This is a genomic window from Vreelandella lionensis (assembly GCF_002087295.1).
In the GTDB taxonomy this organism is placed as follows: domain Bacteria; phylum Pseudomonadota; class Gammaproteobacteria; order Pseudomonadales; family Halomonadaceae; genus Vreelandella; species Vreelandella lionensis.
The window spans coordinates 100,990-122,612 of sequence record NZ_MWVI01000086.1 but is presented as its reverse complement, the minus strand read 5'-3'; the positions used below and the strand labels follow the sequence as shown (position 1 = coordinate 122,612).

Sequence of the window (21,623 nt, the reverse complement as noted above, 5' to 3'; positions counted from 1 at the left end):
GCGAATTCCACACCCAACGTCGAAGAGCCACTTTTTATATGCCTTTTTTTAAAAGACATGTTTTTCTAAGGAAGGCATGTTTTGCCGATGGCTTGGCGGCCAGAGCTACTAAGCCTATTTAATACGCTTGTATTAATTAAATAGGCAAAAAATATGCCACCGTAAGGGGGCATATCCAAGCGGTCTGCTTTGGTTTGAGTAGATGCTGGTTAACAGGGGTTAAAATTCATCCCAGTCATTGGTGCTTGCACTGGAGCTTTGCATGCTGGCCTGCTGCTTAGACGGCTTACTATTCGTCAGACGAGGCGCTGCTTGCTTGGCCATTTTCTGAACGTTGCCAAGCTTCTCACGAGCCACACTCGTACTTTCCGCCTGCGCTCCTTCCAGGCGGAAGGCATCAACCACATTGGCTAGCTCAAACGCTTCGAGGGCAAGATTATCTGCTGATGCTGCTATGGACTGCACTTTCGAGGCATTTTGCTGGGTGACGCCATCCATCTCGGCAATGGCCGAATTGATCTGGCCGATACCGCTACTCTGCTCGCTTGAGGCAGTGCTAATAGAGGCCATCAGCTCGCTCACTCGATTAACCTGCTTCATTACATTTTCGATGGCATGCTCAGCCTGTTCAACAGCACTACGACCACCACTGACCTCTTGCGAGGTACTGTCGATCATTTTGCGAATTTCTTGAGAGGCATTGGCGCTGCGGCTTGCCAGCGTGCGCACTTCGCTTGCCACCACTGCAAACCCGCGGCCATGCTCACCGGCTCGGGCGGCCTCGACGGAAGCATTGAGCGCCAGAATGTTAGTTTGAAAAGCAATGCTATCGATGACACCGATCATTTCGGTCATCTTCTCAGCACTTTTGGCGATGCGCTGCATGCGCTCTACCAACTGTTCCATCTGCTGGCGGGTATCGCGGGTACTAGTAGCATTTTGCTGAGCAAGCTCGGTAGCTTGACGCGCATTATCAGTATTTTGCTGCACGGTAGAGGTCATCTCCTCCATGCTAGAGGCCGTTTGCTGCAGCGAAGAAGCCTGCTGTTCGGTGCGTGACGCCAGCTCTTCATTTTCAGCAGCAATCCGCTGAATAGCAGGCGTCACTACGGAGACTCGGTTTTCCAGATCGCTGACGATACTGGCCAAGCTAAACCGCATGGTATCCAGCGAATAGAGCAGCTCACCTAGCTCATCATTACTTTGGCGGCGCTCCCGGGCAGCCAGATTACCTGCGGCGATTTGGAAGGTCATATGCCGTGCACCTTCCAAGCCGCGTAACACCGATTTAAATATCACCACGCTCAAGCCGCCCATAATGAGCAGGCCAATTAACATCAGCACCAGTTGAGCAATCAACATATAGTGACGCCCTTGCTGAGCTTCAGCCACCAGCGCCTGCGCTCCTGCGCGCTCTTCGCTGACCAGCTGGCTGCTCAGTTCACGCAGTTGATCGGTGGTGGGTTTTACGATGTCATTAAAGGCCTCAAACGCAGCAAACCCTTGCGCCTGCTCTATCGCCGTGGCGGCAGAGGTGACGCCGTCATTCCAACGTGTCAACGCCTCATTGAATGTCTGTAGTGCATCTGGGGCCGCATGGCTGGTGGCACGATACGACTCCCATAAGCTATATATGGATTGCCGCCCACTCTCTAGAGAGGCTGATAAGGCCTCTAAATCCACCCGCCTGGGGTTGCGCACGGCAGGCTCTAGCAACTCAACGGACCTACCTAACTGGCGTTCTAGACGCTGTAGTTCCGCCACCGCCTCCAAACCTGAACGATTAAGCGTATCCAGACGCTCACCGGATACCACTAGGCCATACACCCCCAAGCCGCCCGCTAACCCCAACAGCAGCAAAGACGCCACTACCATGCCAGTCAACTTGGCCTTCAGGCTGGTAAACTGAAAGCGGGCAAAAAAGCCGCCAAGGCCTCGGCGTGTTAACGCCCCTTGGTGGAGAGCATAGCGGCGGGATTTGCCTTTCTCACGTATCTCGGCATAGACCTGCTCTGCCAACGCGACACGTTTCGCTCCTGCCTTGCGGCGCAGCGAGGTGTAGCCAACAATGCGGTCACCGTCGCCCAGCGGTGCTACGGTGGCATGCACCCAGTAGTGATCGCCATTCTTACGTCGGTTTTTAACCGTTCCCTGCCAGGTTTTACCCGCTTGAATGGTTTTCCAAAAGTTCGCATAAGCGGCTTCAGGCATATCCGGGTGGCGTATTAGATTATGGGGTGCGCCAAGTAACTCGTCTCTCGTATAGCCGCTGACCTCCACAAGGCCGCGTTAGCATAAGTAATGTTGCCTTTCAAATCCGTACGTGAAATAAGTACGGTTTCTTCCTCAAGCACATATTCGCGTTGGGTAACGGGCTGGTTGTTGCGCATAGAAGGTTCCCCAGGGTAGCTATTTTTTAATATTTTGATTTTTCACTATTATCCAGGTTAAGCGATGCTTTTCACCAGTAAACAGATGTAAAAAAGCGCCGCTCTTTTCAGAGCGGCGCTAATCAAATCCTATTGCCTAAAGCAAAACCAGCGAAGAGCGCTACTTAAATACCACGTTAGCAACATCCCGATAGCGGTTAGCGAAGTGAACCGTCATACCCTCTTTCAGGTACTCGGGCAGCTCTTCGTAATCACGGCGGTTAGCCTCAGGCAAAATGACCTCAAAAATATCGCTGCGCCGTGCTGCAATGATTTTTTCTCTAATACCACCGACTGGCAATACCTGGCCGGTAAGGGTTAGCTCCCCAGTCATCGCCAACGGGCGGTTAATCGACTGATGTTTAGCCAACGACAGCAGTGCAGTCGTCATGGTCACGCCTGCCGACGGACCATCCTTGGGCGTCGCCCCTTCCGGTACGTGCAGGTGCACAAAAGCGGAGTCAAAGAAGTCAGCATCGGCTCCATACTCAGCCAAATGGCCAAGCGTATAGCTGTAGGCGATATTAGCCGACTCTTTCATCACGTCGCCCAATTTACCGGTTAGCTTGAAGCCACGATCTAACGAGTGGACTTTGCCTGCCTCAATAGGCAAAGTAGCGCCACCCATCGAGGTCCAAGCAAGGCCTGTCACCACCCCTTCGCCTTTAAGCACTTTCTCTTTACGGAATAGCGGCGCGCCCAGGAACTCTTCCAGGTTCTTGACCGAGACTTTGACGGTTTCAACGTCCTCTTCCAGCAGCTTCACTGCAGCTTTGCGCACAATACGGTGCAGCTGTTTTTCCAACTGGCGAACGCCTGCTTCACGTGCATAGCCGTCGATCACCTGCTTCAGCGCCGCATCGCTCAAGTTAATGCGCTTTTTCGTCAGGTTGTCGCGTTTGAGCAGCTTCGGCCAGAGGTGATGCTTGGCGATTTGCAGCTTCTCTTCGGCGATATAGCCCGACAGGCGAATTTGCTCCATGCGATCCAGCAGCGGGCCGGGGATGCTGTCCAGCGTGTTGGCGGTACAGACGAAGAGCACCTTGGAGAGATCCATCCGTACGTCGAGGTAGTGGTCCAGAAAGTCGACGTTTTGCTCGGGGTCGAGGACTTCGAGCAGTGCCGAGGCGGGGTCACCCTGGAAAGATTGACCCAGCTTATCGATCTCATCAAGCATGATGACCGGGTTTTCTACCTCAACCTCTTTGAAGGCCTGAACGAGCTTGCCGGGCATCGCGCCAATGTAGGTACGCCGGCGGCCTTTTATCTCAGCCTCATCCCGCATACCGCCCACAGAGAAACGATAAAACTCACGCCCCAACGCTTCCGCAATCGAGCGCCCAATGGAGGTTTTACCCACCCCTGGCGGGCCAACCAGCAGCACAATCGAGCCGCCCACATCGCCTTTAAAGGTGCCCTCGGCAAGGAACTCGACAATCCGCTCTTTCACGTCTTTTAGACCATCGTGGTCGCGGTCGAGGACTTCTCGAGCATGGGCAAGATCCAGCTTATCCTGGCTGGTTACTCCCCAAGGCAGCGAGGTTAACCAGTCCAGATAGTTGCGGGTGGTGCCATACTCCGGCGAGCCCGTTTCCAGCACGCTGAGTTTATTCAGCTCCTCATCGATACGTGCCTGAACCCGCTCTGGCACCACCAAGGATTCCAGCCGGTTTCGGAAAGTATCCACGTCGTTTTCGCGGTCATCTTTAGAGATGCCCAGCTCACGCTGAATCACCTTTAGCTGTTCGCGTAGGAAAAATTCCCGCTGACGCTCCTGCATCTGGGCATTGACCTGCTCGCTGATTTCGCTTTGCAACTGGGCGACATCGATCTCTTTGCGCAGCAGCGGCAGCACTTTGTGCATGCGTTCAGCAACAGGCAGTGTGGCCAGTACATCCTGAAGCTCTGGACCTTTGGCCGAGGTAATCGCCGCAGCGAAGTCGGTCAGCGGGCCGGGCTGATGGGGGCTAAAACGGTTAAGGTAGTGTTTTAGCTCCTCCCCGTAGAGCGGGTTAATGGGAAGCAGCTCTTTAATGCCGTTGATGATCGCCATGGCATAGGCACGGGTCTCTTCATCTTCGGCATTGACTGGCTCTTTCGGGTAAGTCACTTCTACCAAGTAAGGCGGCTCTTTGGAGAGCCAGCGCTGGATTTTAAAACGTTGCAACCCCTGAGCAATGAACTGAATCTGTTGATCTTCGCCTTTGAGCTTATGCACCTTCACTGCGGTGCCAATCTCGGGGAAGCCTTCGTGATCCAGCGACTCAACGCCATGCTCCCCAACAAACGCAACGCCGATGGTGTGGTGTGGCGTGTTATTGACCCGGCGCATGGTCTCTTCCCAGCGCTCGCGGTTAATGACCAGCGGCTGAACCTGGGCAGGAAAGAAAGGACGGTTATGAATCGGTAGCAGGTAGATGCGCTCGGGCAGCATCTCACTGGCAGGCACTAGCGAATTTACCCGCTCACCATCAGAGCGGTAATCGTTGCTTTTGGGGTTATCTTCTTGGGAATCGTGCGACTCACTCTCAGTAAGCCAGTCTTGATGTTCGTGTTCTCGATCGTAATCCTGGTCGCTCATGCGCCCCTCCCATCAACAGTCACTAGCGGCTTGGGCCACTCAGCATTGCTAAAGGAATGTGGGCACACAGGGAAAACTTCAACCCTCAAGGCAATTTAGCCAATGTTTGTGAAAGCATTCATGGCCAAAGCGTCGGCATAGGGCGGCCATTCACACGCCATACTCCACGAACGACATCAAACTGCAGATCCCGCGTGCCTAGCGGCAGGCCTAGCCATAGGGCAGCCACCGTGGGCGCCTCGTGCCATACAAAATCGCCATCAATACGCTCTAACCAGCGAGCACGTTCATCGGATTTACCAAGAGCCGTGATACTTAACTCATCCAGGCGGCGCGCATCAAAAAACAGAGCCCCCTCGGCATCCACCTGCAAGCCAAGTAACGGGCTATCAATATCAATAGCGGTAACATCTAAGCGCGGAGAATCACTGAGTACCTGGAGCAAATCTGGCTCTAAGCGTGACAATAAGCCTTCTGCCATAGGCAGGCTGGCATCGCCCCAAGCAGCCTCCTGACGCAGCCGACGAATGGTTGCCCGCACTGCATCTCCGTTTAGCCGGGAAAGCTCCGCTTCTATACGTCCGCTTAACAGCGAGGTATCAGGTGCTTCGCTAGGCACACGCACATCGCCAATAATCAGCTCGCCCTTCAAGCGCAGCTCACTCTCATCCAGCTCCATATGGCTATGCACATCTAAGGGTGTGACATGAATATCGTAAGCGGGATAGCGCAGCGCTAAACTTTCAATATGCAGATGGTCGCGCTGAGCAAAATGGTAGGCATCTTCAATATAGGTATAACGGCTCTCTAGCTGGGTTGGCCCCAGCGTGAGTTGGGCAAGGCCATCGGTCAGCGTGAGCTGTTCCAGCAACCCGCGCAAACGCCAGTCACCAAACAGCCCCTCTAGCCGAACGCGAGCACCACGAACCGCCAGCTCACGCCCGCTCTGCTGAATCACAAAGGGCGCCAGGGCCAGACGCAGCTCGGTGTGCCCACTCAACGTTTGGTAGCGGCCTTGCCAGCGTGGCACCGAAGGCGCCGAGACCTCACCCACCGCTTTCTGCAATACACTATCCAAGCGCGGCAATAGGGTGCCTTCAACATCCGTGCTGAGCACTCCATGACGGGCCCGGTAGGTCAGTTCCAAACGCCAAGGCCGACCTAACAGAGGAGAAAGAATTAGCCTTCCACGGGAGGTTAGCCACCCCTGGTGGTTCTCAATTCGACTGACACGCCATTCGCCCCGCGCCTCCAGATCTTCCAGCGCTTGGCGTAGGCTACGTTCAAAAAGAACGCTAGATAGCAATTGCGCGACCATCCAGATCACGGCCACGGCCGCGAGGATAGGCACGATCAAACGTTCCTTGCGCATGCTATCTCCTTGAATAGCCTCCCCAAGAAGGCTTCACTCCATGCAAGCAGTAGGCGTGCAACACAGTAAGCATAGCAGTTGATGCGCAGGCTTAACTTAATGCAGCCAAAACCAAAGGTGCATAGTACTCCAGGCGTAGACCCCTGCCATCACATCATCAATCATAATGCCAAAACCACCGGCTACTCGGCGGTCAGCCCAGCGAATGGGCCATGGCTTAAAGACATCGAAGATGCGAAATACCACAAACCCCCACAGCGCTGCCTCCCAGGCGAAAGGAACCGCTGCCATGGTAATCCAGTAACCAACAAACTCATCCCATACGATCCCTGAGTGATCATGCACCCCCAGGTCATGAGACGTTTTATCGCACAGCCATACGCCAACCACAAAGGCTGCCAGCACAATGCCTAGGTACCAGCCTAGCGTCAGGTCGGCCATCATCCAGTAGAAAGGAATCGCAGCCAGGGTACCAAAGGTGCCCGGTGCCCAAGGCACCGTGCCACTACCTAGGCCAAAAGCAAAAAAGTGGGTGGGGCGCCGCCAGACGCTCGCCGGTGCTCGGTTCATTGGGCACCCCCACGAAAATGCTGCCAGCCAGTCGCCCCTTCTACAGGCACTCCCGTCACCCCAAGCGCTTCGGTGCAGCGGCCAATAATGCTAAGCGAAAGGCCTAACTCGGCCAGCTGCATTTGCGCTTGAGCAACCTTGGAGGGAGGTAGTGTCACCAGCAGTTCGTAGTCATCACCGCCAGATAGCGCTGCGGTTAAGGCCGCTTCGCTGCCCAGCACTTCGGCTAATCCTTCGGCTAGGGGTAGCGAGTCGGGCTGCAAAGCGACACCTACCTGGGACGCTTCCCGCAGATGCGCCAGATCCGCTAGCAGGCCATCGGAGATATCCATCGCCGCTGTGGCCAGTCCGCGTAGCGCAATGCCGGCCTTTAGCCGGGGCTGAGGCAATAGATAGCGCTGTAGCAACGGGTGTTTCAGATCCCGTTCACCCTGTTGCCACAACGCTAGCCCGCCAGCACCGCCACCTAATGCACCGGTCACGGCCACCACATCGCCCACCTGCGCGCCCGAACGCGTTATAGCCGTGCCAGTAGGCACTTCGCCCATCACGGTGACGCTAATGCTGAGCGCGCCAGAGGTAACATCGCCTCCAGCGAGTGTCGTCGCGTGCTGCTGGCAAAGCGTGTGAAAACCGCTGGCATAATCGGCAAGCCACTGCTCAGCGGCAGTGTCATCTTTAAAGGCGCGCTGATCCAAGGTGATAGCCATCAAGCACCAGCGCGACTTAGCCCCCATCGCGGCTAAGTCGCTGAGTGCCACGGCTAACACCCGGTGTCCTATCGCATAGGCGGGGGCATCGTGGGGAAAGTGAACATCGACGACGGATGTATCAACACTCACCGCCAGCTGCTGCCCCGCCTGGGGTACCAATAGAGTGGCGTCATCGCCGCATCCTAGGGCAACGCCATCTGTCGCTTGTGCCTCCTGCGGCGACATAAAGTAACGTCGAATCAGATCGAATTCGGCAAGCACAAAGGCCCCTTAAACGCTTGATCAGGCGGCCCGCTTACAAGCGGCGGGCGCTGACTTCGGCACTTCGTAAGCGGTTTGCCAGCTTGTCGAGAATGCCATTCACGTATTTATGGCCGTCGGTGGCGCCAAATGATTTTGCCAGCTCAACGCCTTCGTTAATCACTACGCGGTAAGGCACCTCCATTCGCCGGGAAAGCTCGTAAGCGCCGAGACGAAGAATCGCCAGCTCCACCGCGTCCAAATCTTCCAAACGGCGATCAAGCAATGGGGCAATTTCACGGTCCAGCTCGGTTTTGAAACGCACCGTGTTATGCAGTAGCTCATGGAACAGCGCTTTGTCAGCGATTTCCATGACCTTTACCCAGTTCTCATGATCTTCTAAGTCATCGTCAGCCACCTGGCTACGAAACTCAGCTTCAATCGTGGTAATGGACTTACCGGTCATCTGCCACTGGTAAAGCCCCTGTACCGCTAACTCCCTTGCGGCGTGACGCCCCTGCTGTGCCGCAGAGGGCTTGCGCTCACGACGCTCGCTCATTGAGAATCTCCTACCGGCAGCGCGCGCAGCAGAGACACCATTTCCATCGCGGCCATCGCCGCTTCGGTGCCTTTATTACCGGCTTTGGTGCCTGCACGCTCAATGGCTTGCTCAATAGACTCAACGGTCAATACGCCATTGGCTACGGGCGTATCAAACTCAAGCTGGAGATGGTTAATAGCCGTGTTGCAGCCACCCGCCACGTACTCAAAATGCGGCGTGCCGCCACGAATGACCGCACCGAGGGCAATCACCGCATCCGGCTTCATCACATTGAGTACACGCTTCACGGCCAGGGGCAGTTCCCACGCGCCCGGCACATGAACGATATGAATATTTTCCACATCCACACCATGGCGTGTCAGGCTATCGACGGCACCTTCCACCAAGCTATCGACCACGTGGTGATTAAAGCGGCCCACCACGATGACATAGCGTCCATCAACGTCTACAAAAGTGCCTTCAATTTGCGAAAGGGGTTGCATCAATTTATTCCTGCTGAAAAGTTGGCTCATACGCCGTGTCATTGGGCCCCAGGCGCTCGACTACTTCAAGATCAAACCCAGAGAGCGCTGAGAATTTCCACGGAGAGCTGAGTAGCCGCATTTTACCAACGCCTAAGTGGCGCAGAATCTGCGAGCCAGTACCAATCGTTAAGTAGTTGCCAGAACCGTCTGAGTCGCTGGTACGCGGCTGGCGTACGCGATCCAGAAAGATATCTAGCTGGTCTTTCAAATCTTGATTAGGACGCCCATCATCAATCAGTACAAACACACCGGCCTGGGCTTGGGCAATTTCATGAATAGCGCGGTTGGCATCCCACCGACACTGCTCACCCTTCATTAAGCCCATCACGTCGCGCAGCGTATCGGCAAGGTGCACGCGTACGGTAGTGGCCTGCTCTGGAGTTGGCTGCCCTTTTACCAGCGCCAAATGGTGCGCACCTTGAATGCGATCACGGAACACATGTAGCGCAAGCTTGCCGTGAACGGTCGACACCTGAGAGGTTTCTATATGGTCCACCGTTTGCTCGTTCACAATACGGTAGTGGATCAGATCGGCAATGGTGCCCATCTTAATGCCATGCGCCTTCGCAAACACTTCCAGTTCCGGACGACGCGCCATACTGCCGTCATCGTTCATAATTTCACAAATCACACCGCTGGGGTCAAAGCCTGCCAGCGCTGCCAAATCACAGGCCGCCTCCGTATGACCGGCACGGCGAAGCACGCCGCCCGGCTCGGCCATCAGCGGGAAAATATGCCCTGGCTGAACGATATCCGACGGTTTAGCGTTGGGTGCAACGGCTGCCTGCACAGTGCGCGCGCGGTCAGCCGCTGAAATACCGGTCGTGACGCCTTCGGTTGCCTCAATAGAGAGCGTGAACTTGGTGCCAAAGCCCGAGCCGTTATCGCGCACCATCAGCGGCAAGTTGAGCTGCTCGCAGCGCTCACGGGTCATCGGCATACAGATCAAGCCGCACGCGTAGCGTGCCATGAAGTTGATATGCTCAGGCTTCACCATTTCGGCGGCCATGATGATATCACCTTCATTCTCGCGATCCTCATCATCCATGAGAATCACCATTTTGCCCTGGCGAATATCGTCCACCAGCTCAGCGATAGGGGATAAGCCCTCAGAAGAGGAGTGCGCCATGGAATCTCCAAAAAATGTGGTCGCATCGTATGCGATTTCGGGCGTCAGGGTACCTTGCAATGACGGCTTGCGCTAGTCAGCGTGAGGGGTGGCGATGATCCACCAATCTTGCCCAACGGTTCGCGACTCTTTAATCGTCAAGCGTTTTTGATCGGCCATCTGGGTAATCCCGGGCAGTGCAAAGAGTGGCCTCGCCTCACCGCCTAGCAACGTAGGAGCGACAAATAGCTGCAGCTCGTCGACTAAATTCGCCTCCAGTAACGCTCCTGCTAGCGTTGCGCCGGTCTCTACCAACAGCTCGTTAACCTGCTCATTATCCGCCAGCCAACGCAGCATGTCAGCCAGCGCAATACGACCGCCTTCGGCAGGCAACACCTGAATCTCAGCACCCGCCGCCGCCAGTTTACGCCGTTTCTCTTCGCTATGCTGATCGGTGGTGATAATCAGCGTGCGCCCTGGTTCCCGCAGGCAAGCCGCAGCGAGCGGTAATCTTAGCCGAGAGTCAAGAATCACTCTGAGCGGCTGTCGTTGCACGATCTCTTCCGCATTACCCAGCGCTAACTGGTCGGCGCGCAACGTTAAGCGGGAATCATCCATAATAAGCGATTCCACACCGCTTAAAATGGCACTGGAGCGCGCCCGCAAGCGCTGTACCTGGGTGCGCGCTTGCGGGCCGGTAATCCACTGGGACTCCCCCGACCCCATGGCGGTACGGCCATCCAAGCTCATCGCCATTTTCAGCCGCACAAAGGGGCGCTGACGCTCCATACGGGAAATAAAGGCCGCATTCAGCGCCCGGGCATCTGCTTCCAACAGGCCTACCTGCACCTGAATGCCTGCTGCTTTCAAATGCTCAATACCGCCACCGCTGACCTGGGGATTAGGGTCCCCCATCGCCACCACCACGCGCGCAACACCCGCTTGCGCCAGCGCCACCGCGCAGGGCCCTGTTCGCCCGGTATGTGAGCAAGGCTCTAGCGTGACATAAGCGGTGGCACCCTGGGCGGCGCTGCCTGCCGCCTTTAGGGCGTGAATTTCTGCATGGGGTTCTCCCGCACACACATGGTATCCCTCGCCCACAATGCTGCCTTCCGCGCTGCCATCAAAGTGCACCATCACACACGCCACCCTGGGGTTGGGGTCGGTGGTATAAAGCCCGTGTTTGGCTAGCTGGATAGCGCGAGCCATGTAGCGATAGTCGGCGGTGGAGAATTCACCCATTACGATGCTCCGTGCTGTGTCCCACTGCCCTCTGGCTCATCCGTGGGCTCTTGGGAGAGGCGGTCGATTTCCGCCCGGAACTCGTCTAAATCCTTAAATTTTCGATATACCGAGGCGAAACGAATATAGGCCACTTGATCCAAGCTACGCAGCGCTTTCATCACCGCTTCACCAATCTCACGCGCGTTGACTTCACGGTCGCCACGGGCGCGCAGCGTCTGGCGAATACGCTCTACCGACGCTTCAATCGCTTCAGCGCTTACCGGGCGCTTTTCCAGCGCGCGCAGCATACCGTCGCGTAGTTTCGCCTCATTAAAGCTCTCGCGAGAGCCGTCGGATTTTACGACCCGCGGCATAATCAGCTCAGCGGTTTCATAAGTCGTAAAACGCTCTTGGCAGTTGGCACACTGACGGCGGCGGCGCACCTGGTCGCCTTCCGCCACCAGCCTGGAATCTGTCACTCGGGTATCATTTGCACCACAAAAAGGGCAATGCATGGCAGTCAACCTATTATCAGTACGCACTAGTAGCTGTGCGTGCAGCGTGTCAGCCTGTACGAATAAAAAGCGCTACAAGGCTTCATGCCCTGCCCGTTATTCGCCATTTTATAAACTGTTTTATCGCCTATTGTCAGCGGCAGCCTTATCGCTGCCCTTACGGCGTAGCTGTGTTATACAACGCGTATCAACACGGTATTGTAACGATTTGGCACACAAGCTGCAGCGTTTGTCGAAGGTTGATTTATAGGACGCCCTTTATGACCCCTTTCGAGCAGACCGTTCACCACTACCTTACCCACCTGTATGGCCCCCGTGCGGAGGAAGTACAGCGGCGTATTGGCCAGCATCTTGCGCATTTTCGTACCGCCTCGACAGCTTCCCCACCCTCTAGCACGGCGGGCCACGATGCACCAACATGGCGCGAAAAAGATCAGCGGGTCATTTGTTACGGTGACTCCATCTTGGATGAAGGTACGCCGCCTTTAGCGGTGCTGGATACTTTTCTACAGCGCTATCTGGGCGACACCATTAGCGGGGTTCACGTACTGCCCTTTTTCCCCTGGAGCAGCGACGACGGCTTTTCGGTGATTCACTACCGCGAGGTCAATAGCGAGCTGGGCGAGTGGGCGCATATCCAAACGCTAGCCAGCCACTATGACTTGATGGCTGATTTAGTGCTGAACCATGTCTCCAGAGAGTCGCTCTGGTTTGTGGATTACCTGACCGGCAGCCTGCCCGGTCGCGACTACTTTATAGAAGTTGATGCGGATGCCGATGTCTCCCAAGTCACCCGCCCGCGCAGTAGCCCACTTCTAGTGCCGATCTCTACGCGCCGGGGTACGCGCCACGTGTGGGCGACTTTCTCGGAAGACCAAATAGACCTCAACTTCGAAAACCCGGATGTGTTGCTAGAGTTCGTGGGTATTCTGCTGTTCTACCTACAGCAAGGGGTGCGCATTATTCGCTTGGACGCGGTGGCGTTTTTGTGGAAGCGATTGGGCACCTCCTGCATTCACCTGCCAGAAACCCATACGGTGGTGCGCTTACTTCGCGCCATCGTGGATGAAATAGCCCCCGGCACGCTGCTGATCACCGAAACCAACGTGCCCCATGCCGAAAACATCAGCTACTTTGGCTTGGAGCGATTAGCGGAAGGCGCTCCCGATGAAGCCCACATGGTGTACCAGTTCGCCCTGCCGCCATTGCTGTTGCACACCCTCACCCGCGGCGAAGCGACGACGATACAAACGTGGTTAAACAGCTTGCCGGTGCTGCCTGATCAGTGCACCTACTTAAACTTCACCGCGAGCCACGATGGTATTGGCGTACGGCCGCTAGAAGGCCTGCTGCCTGACCATGAACGCGACGCGCTGCTGGAGCTGAGTCATCGCTTTGGTGGGTTTGTCAGCATGCGCAGTAACCCTGATGGCAGCGACACGCCCTACGAGATCAACATTACCTGGTTTGAGGCCATGCGTGGCACCCGCCGCGGGCCAGACCCATGGCAAATTGCGCGCTTTCTATGCAGCCAAGCGATCATGCTCAGCCTGCAAGGAATACCCGCACTCTATATCCATACGCTCACCGGCACGCTAAATGATGTCGAAGGCGTGGAGCGCAGCGGCCGCTTACGCTCGATTAACCGTCGCCGCTGGCAGCTTGATGAGCTGGCACTGCTGCTGGAGAGCCCTTCCACCCCCACCCATGACGTTTTCCATGCCCTTCATCGGCTACTAGAGCAGCGTCGCCAAGAGCCCTGCTTTCACCCCAACGCGCCACAGCGCGTGATACACACGCCACCCGAGCTGCTAGCCATCGAGCGCGGGCCACTCCGTAACGGGCGACGACTGCTCGCGCTGTATAACGTCACCGATGGTAAGTGTGATCTCGCTCTCGCAGGCGATGCCCTGAACCAGGCACTCACTCAGCACGACTGGCAGCCGCTTGACCCACTCACAGCTCACCACGAGGAAACACTGCCGCCTTATGCCGTACGCTGGCTGGTTGCTGACGCGTAAAAATTGCGACATAACGACTCAGGGCAACGAGAGATAATCGTTAAATAATCTTGTTCTGACACACTCACGCTAAACCACTGGTGAAAGCGTGAGTGACTATGTTGCAGCAAAGCGTTGCGATTGGGCCCATGGGGTTTAGTCTGCATCAATTGATGATTGGATTTGCCTTTTTACTGGCCCTGCTAGCGGGTGCGCTTATTGGTCAGCGGCATCGCGTGGCGGTCAGCGATACGTTATTTACCCTGCTATTTGTGGCGATGGTGGCCGCACGCCTCGTCTTTGTTGTGCGCTACTGGAGCGACTATGACGGCTTGCTGTCGCGCCTGGATATTCGCGATGGCGGTTTCGATATACTCGGTGGCGTAGTGGCGGGCCTTGGCTACGCTGGGTGGACAATGTGGCGCTCACCGCGCCAACGAGCGCCACTTGCCGGGGCGCTTTTAGTAGGCGGTTTGGCCTGGGGCTTGACGGCTGGCAGTACGCTACTGATCGAACAGCAGGCACGCCCACTGCCCACTACTCCGCTTGCTACACTCAGCGGCGAGCCTATTACCCTGCCCCAACTTGCTCAGCAGCAGCAACAGCCCATGGTGGTGAACCTCTGGGCAAGTTGGTGCCCGCCATGTATTCGTGAAATGCCGGTGTTTGAAGAGGCCCAGCAACAAGCGCAAGACATCACCTTTGTGTTCGTTAACCAAGGTGAAAGCCTTCAGCAAATCGAAGCTTTTATGAGCGAAAACAGCTTTGATTTGAATAATGTATGGCAGGACCCGCGCAATGCCCTGGGCCAAACCACCGGTGCTCATGCCATGCCCACAACGCTTTACTACAACGCGGATGGACAGCTCGTGAGCACCCATTTTGGCGAGCTCTCCCGCGCCACCTTGCAAGATGGCCTTTCACGTATTCGCTAATATATTTTGCCTCACGGCACCACACCAAGCCGTTTTCATAAGGATAGTGCTATGCAACGTGTTTTATTACCCCATGTTGGCCGTTTCGCTTTACTTGCCGCGCTGGGTAGCCCAGCGGCAGCCAGCCATGCCGACGAGCTACCAGCCCCCGTGCAGGCGCTGGCCAACCAGGGCTTAACGATTCATGGACAGTTTGATGCGCCAGGTGGAATGCGCGGCTTTGGGGCCAGCGTGCAAGGGCAAGATATGGCGATTTATTTAACACCTGATGGAGAACACGCCATTATTGGCACGCTGGTAGACAGCGAAGGCAGCGACCTGACTGAGGCACAGCTTGACGAGCACGTACGGGCACCCTTAGAGGCCGAAACCTGGGAACTGCTTGAAGAGAGCCGCTGGATTCAGGATGGCGACCCGGATGCATCACGCATCATCTACACCTTCACCGACGCCAACTGCCCTTATTGCCGTCAACTGTGGCAACAAACACGTCCCTGGGTAGAGGCTGGCCAGGTTCAGCTGCGCCATATTATGGTCGGTATTCTCGCCCCCAATAGCCCTGCGTTAGCCGCCACCATTCTCGGCGCTGACGACCCCTCCGCTGCCCAGCACCGTCACATTGAAGGTGATGAACTCTCCACCAGCGCACAGCCACGGGATATCGAAGAGCAGGTATATGCCAACAACCAGCTCTTTGAAGAGCTAGGCCTCTACGCCACCCCCACCAGCGCTTTCCAACGTGAGGCTGAAGGCGGCACTGTGCGCATTGACCGAATCCAAGGCCTCCCCAGCCAAGAACGCCTCATTGAGATGATGGGTAGCGAAGCGCCTTAAGTAGCTAACAGCACAGGCTTTTACTAAACGGGCGGCCTTATAGCCGCCCGTTTGGTGTGTCTTAACGCGTTTTACTCTTCAGAGAGATTTTCGAACCGTGGCATGCCAACGTTCCAGGGTTGGATGTCACCTTTCTCACCAAAATTAGCGTGGTCGCCTAGCACATGGCCGTCATGCTCGCGGGTTTGGCCGTAGAGCGAGCGGTTGTGGAATGTGGGGCCGAATCGCTCGGCGGTTTCTGCAACATCGCCGGTGTAGCGCGGGCCTTGGGGGCGCTCTTGGCTATTGATGTAGTAGGCAATATCCCAGGCCTGCTGGCCGGTTAACGAGCGCGGCTGGCCCAGGGGCATGTTTTGGTAGATGAAGCCGGCCATGGTCTCTACCCGTGCAATACCAGCTCCCCAGTTGTTGGAGCCATCGCCCCAGGGGGCAGGGAACACATACTCGCCGTTTTCATAGTGCCCGGAGCCATCTTCCTGGTGGCAGATGGTGCAGTTTTCCTGGTACGCCGCCTCGCCTCTGGCATAGCTGGGTGTTTCTGGCTGTTCAGGCGCTGGGAAGCCACGGCCATAGATCGATTTATCCGGGTACATCGGCGCGCCGGTGGCGAGCCACTGATGGTAGGCGCTAAGCGCCAGCATTTCATCGCTGCCATACTCAGGCGGCGTGCCGTTCATGGAGTAGGCAAAGCAACCTGCAATGCGCTCTTCTAGGTTGTTCACATGCTGATTTTTGCCGCGAAAATCCGGCAAGGTGACCGCTGCTGGCCATACCGGCGCGCTAAACGGTACGCGACCCTCTCCCAGGTGGCAGCTTGAGCAGTTCATATCGTTGAACACATACTCCCCTCGCAGCTGCTGGGTATTGGTAAATAGGTCATAACCGTAGCGGATGACTTTTTTAAGCTCTGGATGGAGATCCGAGGCCTCCAAGTCTTCCATGGTGGGCGGTTCGTGTACTAGCTGATTCAGCGCGGCATCGGCCCGCTCCTCCTGCTGGCAAACGCATTCGCTGCGTAGAGGCTCAAACCGGTGCCCACTGCAAGCGCGCTGCTGGATAGCGCGATCACTATATAACGATGGTAAGTGCTCATTGTGTGGCCTCCCATTCAGCGGCGGGCTGGGTGGCGTACCACGCGGAGACCGCCTGAATATCCTCTTCACTCATGCGCTTGGCAATCGCCCCCATTAGGTTTTGAGGGTCGTTGCTGCGTGTGTCATTCTTCCAAGCGTTGAGCTGTGCACTGATATAGCCCGCATGTTGCCCAGCAATGCCGGGGAACGTCTCTCCCACACCCTGGCCGCCCGGGCCATGGCAACTCTTACAGGAGACAATATAAGCGTTCCAGTCGCCCCGTTCGGCCAGCTGCTCGCCGCGAGCCAGCAGCGCTTCATCGGCATTGTCGCCGCCTTGGCCTGGCGTCGCGGGTAGCTGGCTGTAATACGCCGCTACGTCGGCAATTTGCTGATCGTCGAGCATATTGGCGAACGTCACCATCGTCGCGTTCTGACGGTCCCCGGCTTTAAAATCGTGCAGCTGCTTAGCGATGTAGTTGGAATTTAAGCCTGCCAAGCGCGGCCAGGATTCGCCGCCGGAAATGTTCATGCCTCCTCCGTTGGCTTGGTGACAGGCCACACATGTCGCCGATGCCGCTTCACCCCGCTCGGCATCTCCCTCTTGAGCTATGCTGCCACTCGCCATCAAGCAAGCGCCCATCAGCAGGCTAAGCCTGCCCCACATTGATGTTTTCATTACTCCCCCTGATCGCGTCGGTTGTTATGGAATTGCTTTATAGCGGTGACACCGTGGGAATCGTGAGATGCGCATAGAAGCCCCCTGCTTTTGCGTTCTCAAAACGCACGTCGCCACCAAAACGCTCGGCAATCGCTGCAACGATGGCCAACCCCAGACCACTGCCCTGCTGCTTACTGGCCCGCCAAAAACGTTGTGTCAGTTGGGCCAGTGTCTCTTCATCCACCCCGGGGCCTTGGTCATGCACGGTGAAGGTAATGTCGCTATGCGTTTGTTCTGCCGTCAGGGTGATGGGCGCTCCGCGTGGCCCGTGATGCAATGCGTTATCCACTAGGTTACGCAGCGCCGTAATCGCCAGCTCTCTGGGCATGGCCAAATACACATGAGGCAGCACTTCAGGCCACTGGCACTGCCCCTGAGCAGCGGCGCTATCAGCAACAGCTAACTCAACAACTTGGGCTACTTCGCTTGGCTCACCATCATCAAAGCGCATGCGGCCTTCCACACGGGCCAGCGTGAGCAGTTGGTCTAAGGTGTGGGCCAAGCGCACGACGCCTGCTTCGGCATACTTAAGGGCTTCTTGAGCAGCCGGGCCTTCAGCACGTTGGGCGACCTGTAGGTGCGTCTTAATAGCGGTGAGAGGGGTGCGCAGCTCATGGGCGGCGTCATTGGTAAAACGCTGCTCCCGCACCAGGGTTTGCTGCACGCGTATTAAGAGGCTGTTGAGCGTATCGATAAGGGGCTTAATCTCTTTCGGCACGCCGTAGGTAGCCACCGGTGCCAGCGCTTCTGGGTGGCGGCTGGCTAACGACTCACGCAACCGTGACAGCGGTGCCAGCCCGCGCCATATACCCACCCATAGCGCAATCAGGATGCCGGTTAACGCCACCACAAACGGCACGACGGCTACCCGAACTACCCCGTTTAGCAGCATCGTGCGCTCATCCATTCGATCCGCCGTGGTAATGACCAGGCCGCCGCGCTCGTAGGTAAAGACGCGCCAAGTGGTATCGCCTTCCTGGCGGTAGGTGTGACCGCGCTGCCCTGGCGCTAGCACGCTATCCATGTTGGCGTGGGTGCGAGCAATCACCTCTCCGCGTGGCGAGTGCACCTGGCAGGCCAGCCCCTCGATGGGTGGAATGGCAAGCGTCGTCATCATGCTCTGTTCCCACACCTCCTCCGGCAATTGATGCACCAGCCCGGCCACCATGCGCGCGGACTGAGCCAAACGCTGGTCCAGGGTGGCGACAAAGGTTTTCTGCAAATCGTTGAGCAGCCAAGCAGCCGCAACGCCCCATAGCAGCGCCAACGTCAGCCCAAGCGTGAGTAGCAGGCGGGCGCGTAGACTCATCGCTGCCCCTTAGGCGTTTGCCCCGGCGCAAGCACGGCTTCTGGCTTGCCCAAGCGGTAGCCCAGGCCGCGCACGGTCTCGATAATCCCACTGCCCAATTTGCGGCGCAGATGGTGAATATGGACATTGAGCGCATTACTCTCTACGTCATCGCTTAGCCCATAGAGGCTATCTTTGAGCTGGTCCGCCGAGAGCACGCTGCGCGGGGCGTGTAAAAAAGCCTCTAACAGCACCAACTCACGGCGGGAGAGCGCTATCAGTTCGCCCGCTACCCGCACCTCCCGAGCGCTGGGGTCTAGTGTCAGCGCGCCATGCACGGTCAGCCCTTGGCTGCGCCCGGCTACGCGCCGCAGTAGCGCATGTAGTCTTGCCACCAGCTCATCTAAATCAAAGGGCTTCACTAGATAATCATCGGCCCCGCTTTGCAGCCCATCCACTCTGTCGCGCACGGCATCCCTGGCAGTCAGCATGAGCACAGGTGTCGTCACGCCCTCATCGCGCCAGGATTGCAGCAGCGCCAAGCCATCGCCATCGGGTAGTCCACGATCAAGAATCACCACGTCGCTAGCGACACTTTGCATCGCCTGACGCGCAGCCTGCACCGAGGTAACGTGCTCTACCACGAAGTGGTACATCATCAGCCCAGAACGAATGCCAGAGGCCACCAGTGGATCATCTTCTATGAGTAGGACGTGCATAGCGGTTTCCTTGTGATGGAAGCAGCATGACAAACGTGCATTAACCGAACGTTAAGCCCTTTGGCAAAACCCTTGCACCAGATCAAAAAAAGCGCCCTTACCAGGGAAAGTAAGGGCGTCATCGTGAACGGAGTTGCTCACTTAGCGAGCGATACGCTGGGCAATAAACCAGCCCAGCACCATCGCCGCCAGCAGTGCAAGAAGCGGCAGCGTTAGCCCACCAATGGAGGCAATGGCAGGCCCAGGGCAGTAACCGGAAAGCCCCCAGCCCACCCCAAACAGCGCCGCGCCGCCTAGCAGCTTGGCATCAAGCTCCTGCTTGGTTGGCAGTTGAAATTTGGTGCTAAAAAGCGGCGTACCGCGAGCGAATACTAAGCGGTAGCCCACAAAGGTAGTGCCCACAGCGGCACCTAGTACAAACATCAACGTTGGGTCCCAGACACCGGCAATATCTAAAAAACCCAGCCCCCGCGCGGGGTCTGTCATCCCAGAGATCGCTAGCCCCAAACCAAACAGCAGGCCTGCAATGTAACCCGCCGCTGTTTTTACAGCTGGTGTATTCATACCCCACCCCCAATGACATGCCGCACCACATAAACCGTGGCCATCGCCGTGACCAAAAACATAGCCGTGGCTGCCATGGAGCGGGGGGCCAAGCGCGCCAACCCACACCCGCCAGGGCCGCTGGTGCAGCCACTGCCAAGCCCAGTGCCTACCCCCACCAGCAGGCCTGCCAACAGCATAAGCGGCACGCCACCCGCTGGCTCACCAATCACTGCACCGGGCACGCCCGCCACGTTACCCAGCCCGCCGCTCACTGCCATCACCAGCAGCGGTCCGCTAATTAGCCCCGCTAAAAACGCCACCCGCCAAGCGCTATCGCCTTTGGGGCGCTGAGTAATTAAGCCACCAATAATGCCGCTGATACCGGCAATGCGGCCTAGTGCGCCCATCAGCCACACTGCTGAGAGTCCAATCAGCACACCGCCCACTAGCCCGTGCAGGCTCGCTATCCAATCCACATCTAGCTCCTTATGTTACCCAACGCTCGTTGCCTAACGCTTGGTTTTACAGGTGGATATACCCATGAGCGAATACACCGGGCAGAAATTGAATAGCCCCGTTGCCAATGGCACGATCCCTATCCATCCCCACGGGCCAATCGTGCCTATCAACGCCAGCACGATTAACAACAAACCCACGCCAATACGCGCTATTTTGTCAATGCCGCCTACGTTAGTTTTCATCGCTGTTTCCTGCCCATTCATGTGTCGTTAAGTAAACCCACCGCCGCTTAAAACCAGTTAATTGGTACTTTTAGGTATACCTGGCCGTTATCTTCGGCGGGCGGCAGCTCGCCGGCCCGCATATTGACCTGTACCGAAGGAATAATCAGACGTGGCATTCCCAGCGTGGCATCCCGTTCGGTACGCATTTTGACGAACTCTTCCTCACTAATGCCGTCATGGACGTGCACGTTCGTTTTGCGCTGCTCAGCAACGGAAGTTTCGTGCTGAAATAACTCGCGCCCTGGCGCTTTATAGTCGTGGCATAGAAATAGCCGCGTTTGCTCGGGCAAAGACAGCACTTTCTGAATAGATTGATAGAGCGTGCGAGCATCGCCACCGGGAAAATCGCAGCGCGCGGTGCCGTAATCCGGCATAAACAGGGTATCGCCCACAAAGGCGGCATCACCGATCACATAGGTCAAACAGGCAGGTGTATGTCCAGGCGTATGCAGTACACGCCCCTTTAGTGCACCAATTGCAAAGGTATCGTTCTCTTTAAATAGCGCATCAAACTGGCTGCCATCCCGAGCAAACTCGGTGCCTGCATTAAACGCTTTACCAAAAATCTCCTGCACCTCGACGATATGAGCACCGATGCCCGTTTTGCCTCCTAACTGATCATGCAGATACGGCGCTGCGGAGAGATGGTCGGCGTGGACATGGGTTTCCAATATCCAAGCCACTTCCAGCCGCTTTTCACGGACAAACGCTATAATTTGATTAGCTGAACGAACATCAGTGCGCCCTGCCGCGTAATCAAAGTCCAGAACAGAGTCGATAATGGCGCACGCGCTGCTATCAGGGTCTTGCACCACATAGCTGAACGTATTGGTTGGCTCATCAAAGAAGTGGGTAACGATAGGGCGCTGCATTCTGGAGCCTCCTGAGGATGGACTGCTATCAGTGGATCTATACAGTGAGTGTAG

The 21,623-nt window shown here is 56.6% G+C and carries 20 protein-coding genes and 1 pseudogene; 3 read left to right on the top strand and 18 right to left on the bottom strand.

Annotated elements, in window-relative coordinates; genetic code table 11:
- Window positions 1-219: 219 nt before the first annotated feature.
- The 10 genes and pseudogenes from B4967_RS12955 to nrdR form a co-directional block, all read right to left on the bottom strand.
- A pseudogene (locus tag B4967_RS12955) lies at window positions 220-2,390 on the bottom strand (methyl-accepting chemotaxis protein).
- A 160-nt stretch (window positions 2,391-2,550) separates the two neighbouring features.
- Window positions 2,551-5,010 (bottom strand): endopeptidase La, encoded by a 2,460-nt coding sequence (gene lon / locus B4967_RS12950; RefSeq protein WP_083025637.1) that lies wholly within the window; start codon window positions 5,008-5,010, stop codon window positions 2,551-2,553.
- Between the two features lie 118 nt (window positions 5,011-5,128).
- On the bottom strand, window positions 5,129-6,382 hold the full coding sequence (locus B4967_RS12945) for a DUF945 family protein (protein ID WP_083025635.1): 1,254 nt from the start codon (window positions 6,380-6,382) through the stop codon (window positions 5,129-5,131).
- 96 nt (window positions 6,383-6,478) lie between these two features.
- A complete protein-coding gene (locus tag B4967_RS12940; protein ID WP_083025634.1) occupies window positions 6,479-6,952 on the bottom strand; it encodes a phosphatidylglycerophosphatase A family protein in 474 nt (157 codons plus the stop codon).
- Window positions 6,949-7,926 carry a thiamine-phosphate kinase gene (gene thiL / locus B4967_RS12935; protein WP_083025631.1) on the bottom strand — a complete coding sequence of 326 codons (978 nt, stop codon included), beginning with the start codon at window positions 7,924-7,926 and terminating at the stop codon, window positions 6,949-6,951. Before thiL ends, B4967_RS12940 begins: the two co-directional genes overlap by 4 nt.
- A 34-nt stretch (window positions 7,927-7,960) precedes the next feature.
- Entirely contained in the window at window positions 7,961-8,464 is a 504-nt protein-coding gene (gene nusB / locus B4967_RS12930) for a transcription antitermination factor NusB (protein WP_044630379.1), read from the bottom strand.
- Window positions 8,461-8,949 (bottom strand): 6,7-dimethyl-8-ribityllumazine synthase, encoded by a 489-nt coding sequence (gene ribH / locus B4967_RS12925; protein WP_044630380.1) that lies wholly within the window; start codon window positions 8,947-8,949, stop codon window positions 8,461-8,463. The genes nusB and ribH overlap by 4 nt, the downstream gene beginning before the upstream one ends.
- 4 nt (window positions 8,950-8,953) lie before the next feature.
- Window positions 8,954-10,120, bottom strand: coding sequence for a bifunctional 3,4-dihydroxy-2-butanone-4-phosphate synthase/GTP cyclohydrolase II (ribBA, locus tag B4967_RS12920; protein ID WP_083025630.1), 1,167 nt, complete (start codon window positions 10,118-10,120; stop codon window positions 8,954-8,956).
- Window positions 10,121-10,192: 72 nt separating this feature from the next.
- A complete protein-coding gene (ribD, locus tag B4967_RS12915) occupies window positions 10,193-11,341 on the bottom strand; it encodes a bifunctional diaminohydroxyphosphoribosylaminopyrimidine deaminase/5-amino-6-(5-phosphoribosylamino)uracil reductase RibD (RefSeq protein WP_083025628.1) in 1,149 nt (382 codons plus the stop codon).
- Window positions 11,341-11,838, bottom strand: coding sequence for a transcriptional regulator NrdR (gene nrdR / locus B4967_RS12910; RefSeq protein ID WP_083025626.1), 498 nt, complete (start codon window positions 11,836-11,838; stop codon window positions 11,341-11,343). The genes ribD and nrdR overlap by 1 nt, the downstream gene beginning before the upstream one ends.
- A 260-nt stretch (window positions 11,839-12,098) precedes the next feature.
- Here nrdR and B4967_RS12905 point away from each other — a divergent pair, with 260 nt between their 5' ends.
- The 3 genes from B4967_RS12905 to dsbG all read left to right on the top strand — a co-directional run bounded on the left by B4967_RS12905 (window position 12,099) and on the right by dsbG (window position 15,607).
- On the top strand, window positions 12,099-13,859 hold the full coding sequence (locus tag B4967_RS12905) for a sugar phosphorylase (protein WP_083025624.1): 1,761 nt from the start codon (window positions 12,099-12,101) through the stop codon (window positions 13,857-13,859).
- 98 nt (window positions 13,860-13,957) lie between these two features.
- Window positions 13,958-14,773, top strand: coding sequence for a TlpA family protein disulfide reductase (locus B4967_RS12900; RefSeq protein WP_083025622.1), 816 nt, complete (start codon window positions 13,958-13,960; stop codon window positions 14,771-14,773).
- Between the two features lie 51 nt (window positions 14,774-14,824).
- Entirely contained in the window at window positions 14,825-15,607 is a 783-nt protein-coding gene (gene dsbG, locus B4967_RS12895) for a thiol:disulfide interchange protein DsbG (RefSeq protein WP_083025621.1), read from the top strand.
- 71 nt (window positions 15,608-15,678) lie between these two features.
- On the opposite strand, the gene B4967_RS12890 is transcribed toward dsbG, so the two are convergent.
- The 8 genes from B4967_RS12890 to B4967_RS12855 form a co-directional block, all read right to left on the bottom strand.
- The gene (locus B4967_RS12890; protein ID WP_083025619.1) at window positions 15,679-16,548 is read right to left on the bottom strand and encodes a c-type cytochrome; all 870 of its coding nucleotides are present in this window, start codon (window positions 16,546-16,548) and stop codon (window positions 15,679-15,681) included.
- Window positions 16,549-16,696: 148 nt separating this feature from the next.
- Window positions 16,697-17,359 carry a c-type cytochrome gene (locus tag B4967_RS12885; protein ID WP_083025617.1) on the bottom strand — a complete coding sequence of 221 codons (663 nt, stop codon included), beginning with the start codon at window positions 17,357-17,359 and terminating at the stop codon, window positions 16,697-16,699.
- 37 nt (window positions 17,360-17,396) lie between these two features.
- Window positions 17,397-18,710, bottom strand: a complete 1,314-nt coding sequence (locus tag B4967_RS12880; RefSeq protein WP_083025616.1) for an ATP-binding protein — start codon at window positions 18,708-18,710, stop codon at window positions 17,397-17,399.
- Entirely contained in the window at window positions 18,707-19,408 is a 702-nt protein-coding gene (locus B4967_RS12875) for a response regulator (RefSeq protein ID WP_062375013.1), read from the bottom strand. The genes B4967_RS12880 and B4967_RS12875 overlap by 4 nt, the downstream gene beginning before the upstream one ends.
- A 141-nt stretch (window positions 19,409-19,549) precedes the next feature.
- Window positions 19,550-19,972, bottom strand: coding sequence for a DUF6691 family protein (locus tag B4967_RS12870; RefSeq protein ID WP_083025614.1), 423 nt, complete (start codon window positions 19,970-19,972; stop codon window positions 19,550-19,552).
- Window positions 19,969-20,430: a YeeE/YedE family protein gene (locus B4967_RS12865; protein ID WP_083025612.1), complete on the bottom strand. Its 462-nt coding sequence runs from the start codon at window positions 20,428-20,430 to the stop codon at window positions 19,969-19,971. Before B4967_RS12865 ends, B4967_RS12870 begins: the two co-directional genes overlap by 4 nt.
- A gap of 33 nt (window positions 20,431-20,463) precedes the next feature.
- Window positions 20,464-20,655, bottom strand: coding sequence for a YgaP family membrane protein (locus B4967_RS12860; protein ID WP_083025610.1), 192 nt, complete (start codon window positions 20,653-20,655; stop codon window positions 20,464-20,466).
- A gap of 47 nt (window positions 20,656-20,702) precedes the next feature.
- A complete protein-coding gene (locus B4967_RS12855) occupies window positions 20,703-21,569 on the bottom strand; it encodes an MBL fold metallo-hydrolase (protein WP_083025608.1) in 867 nt (288 codons plus the stop codon).
- Window positions 21,570-21,623 lie beyond the last annotated feature (54 nt).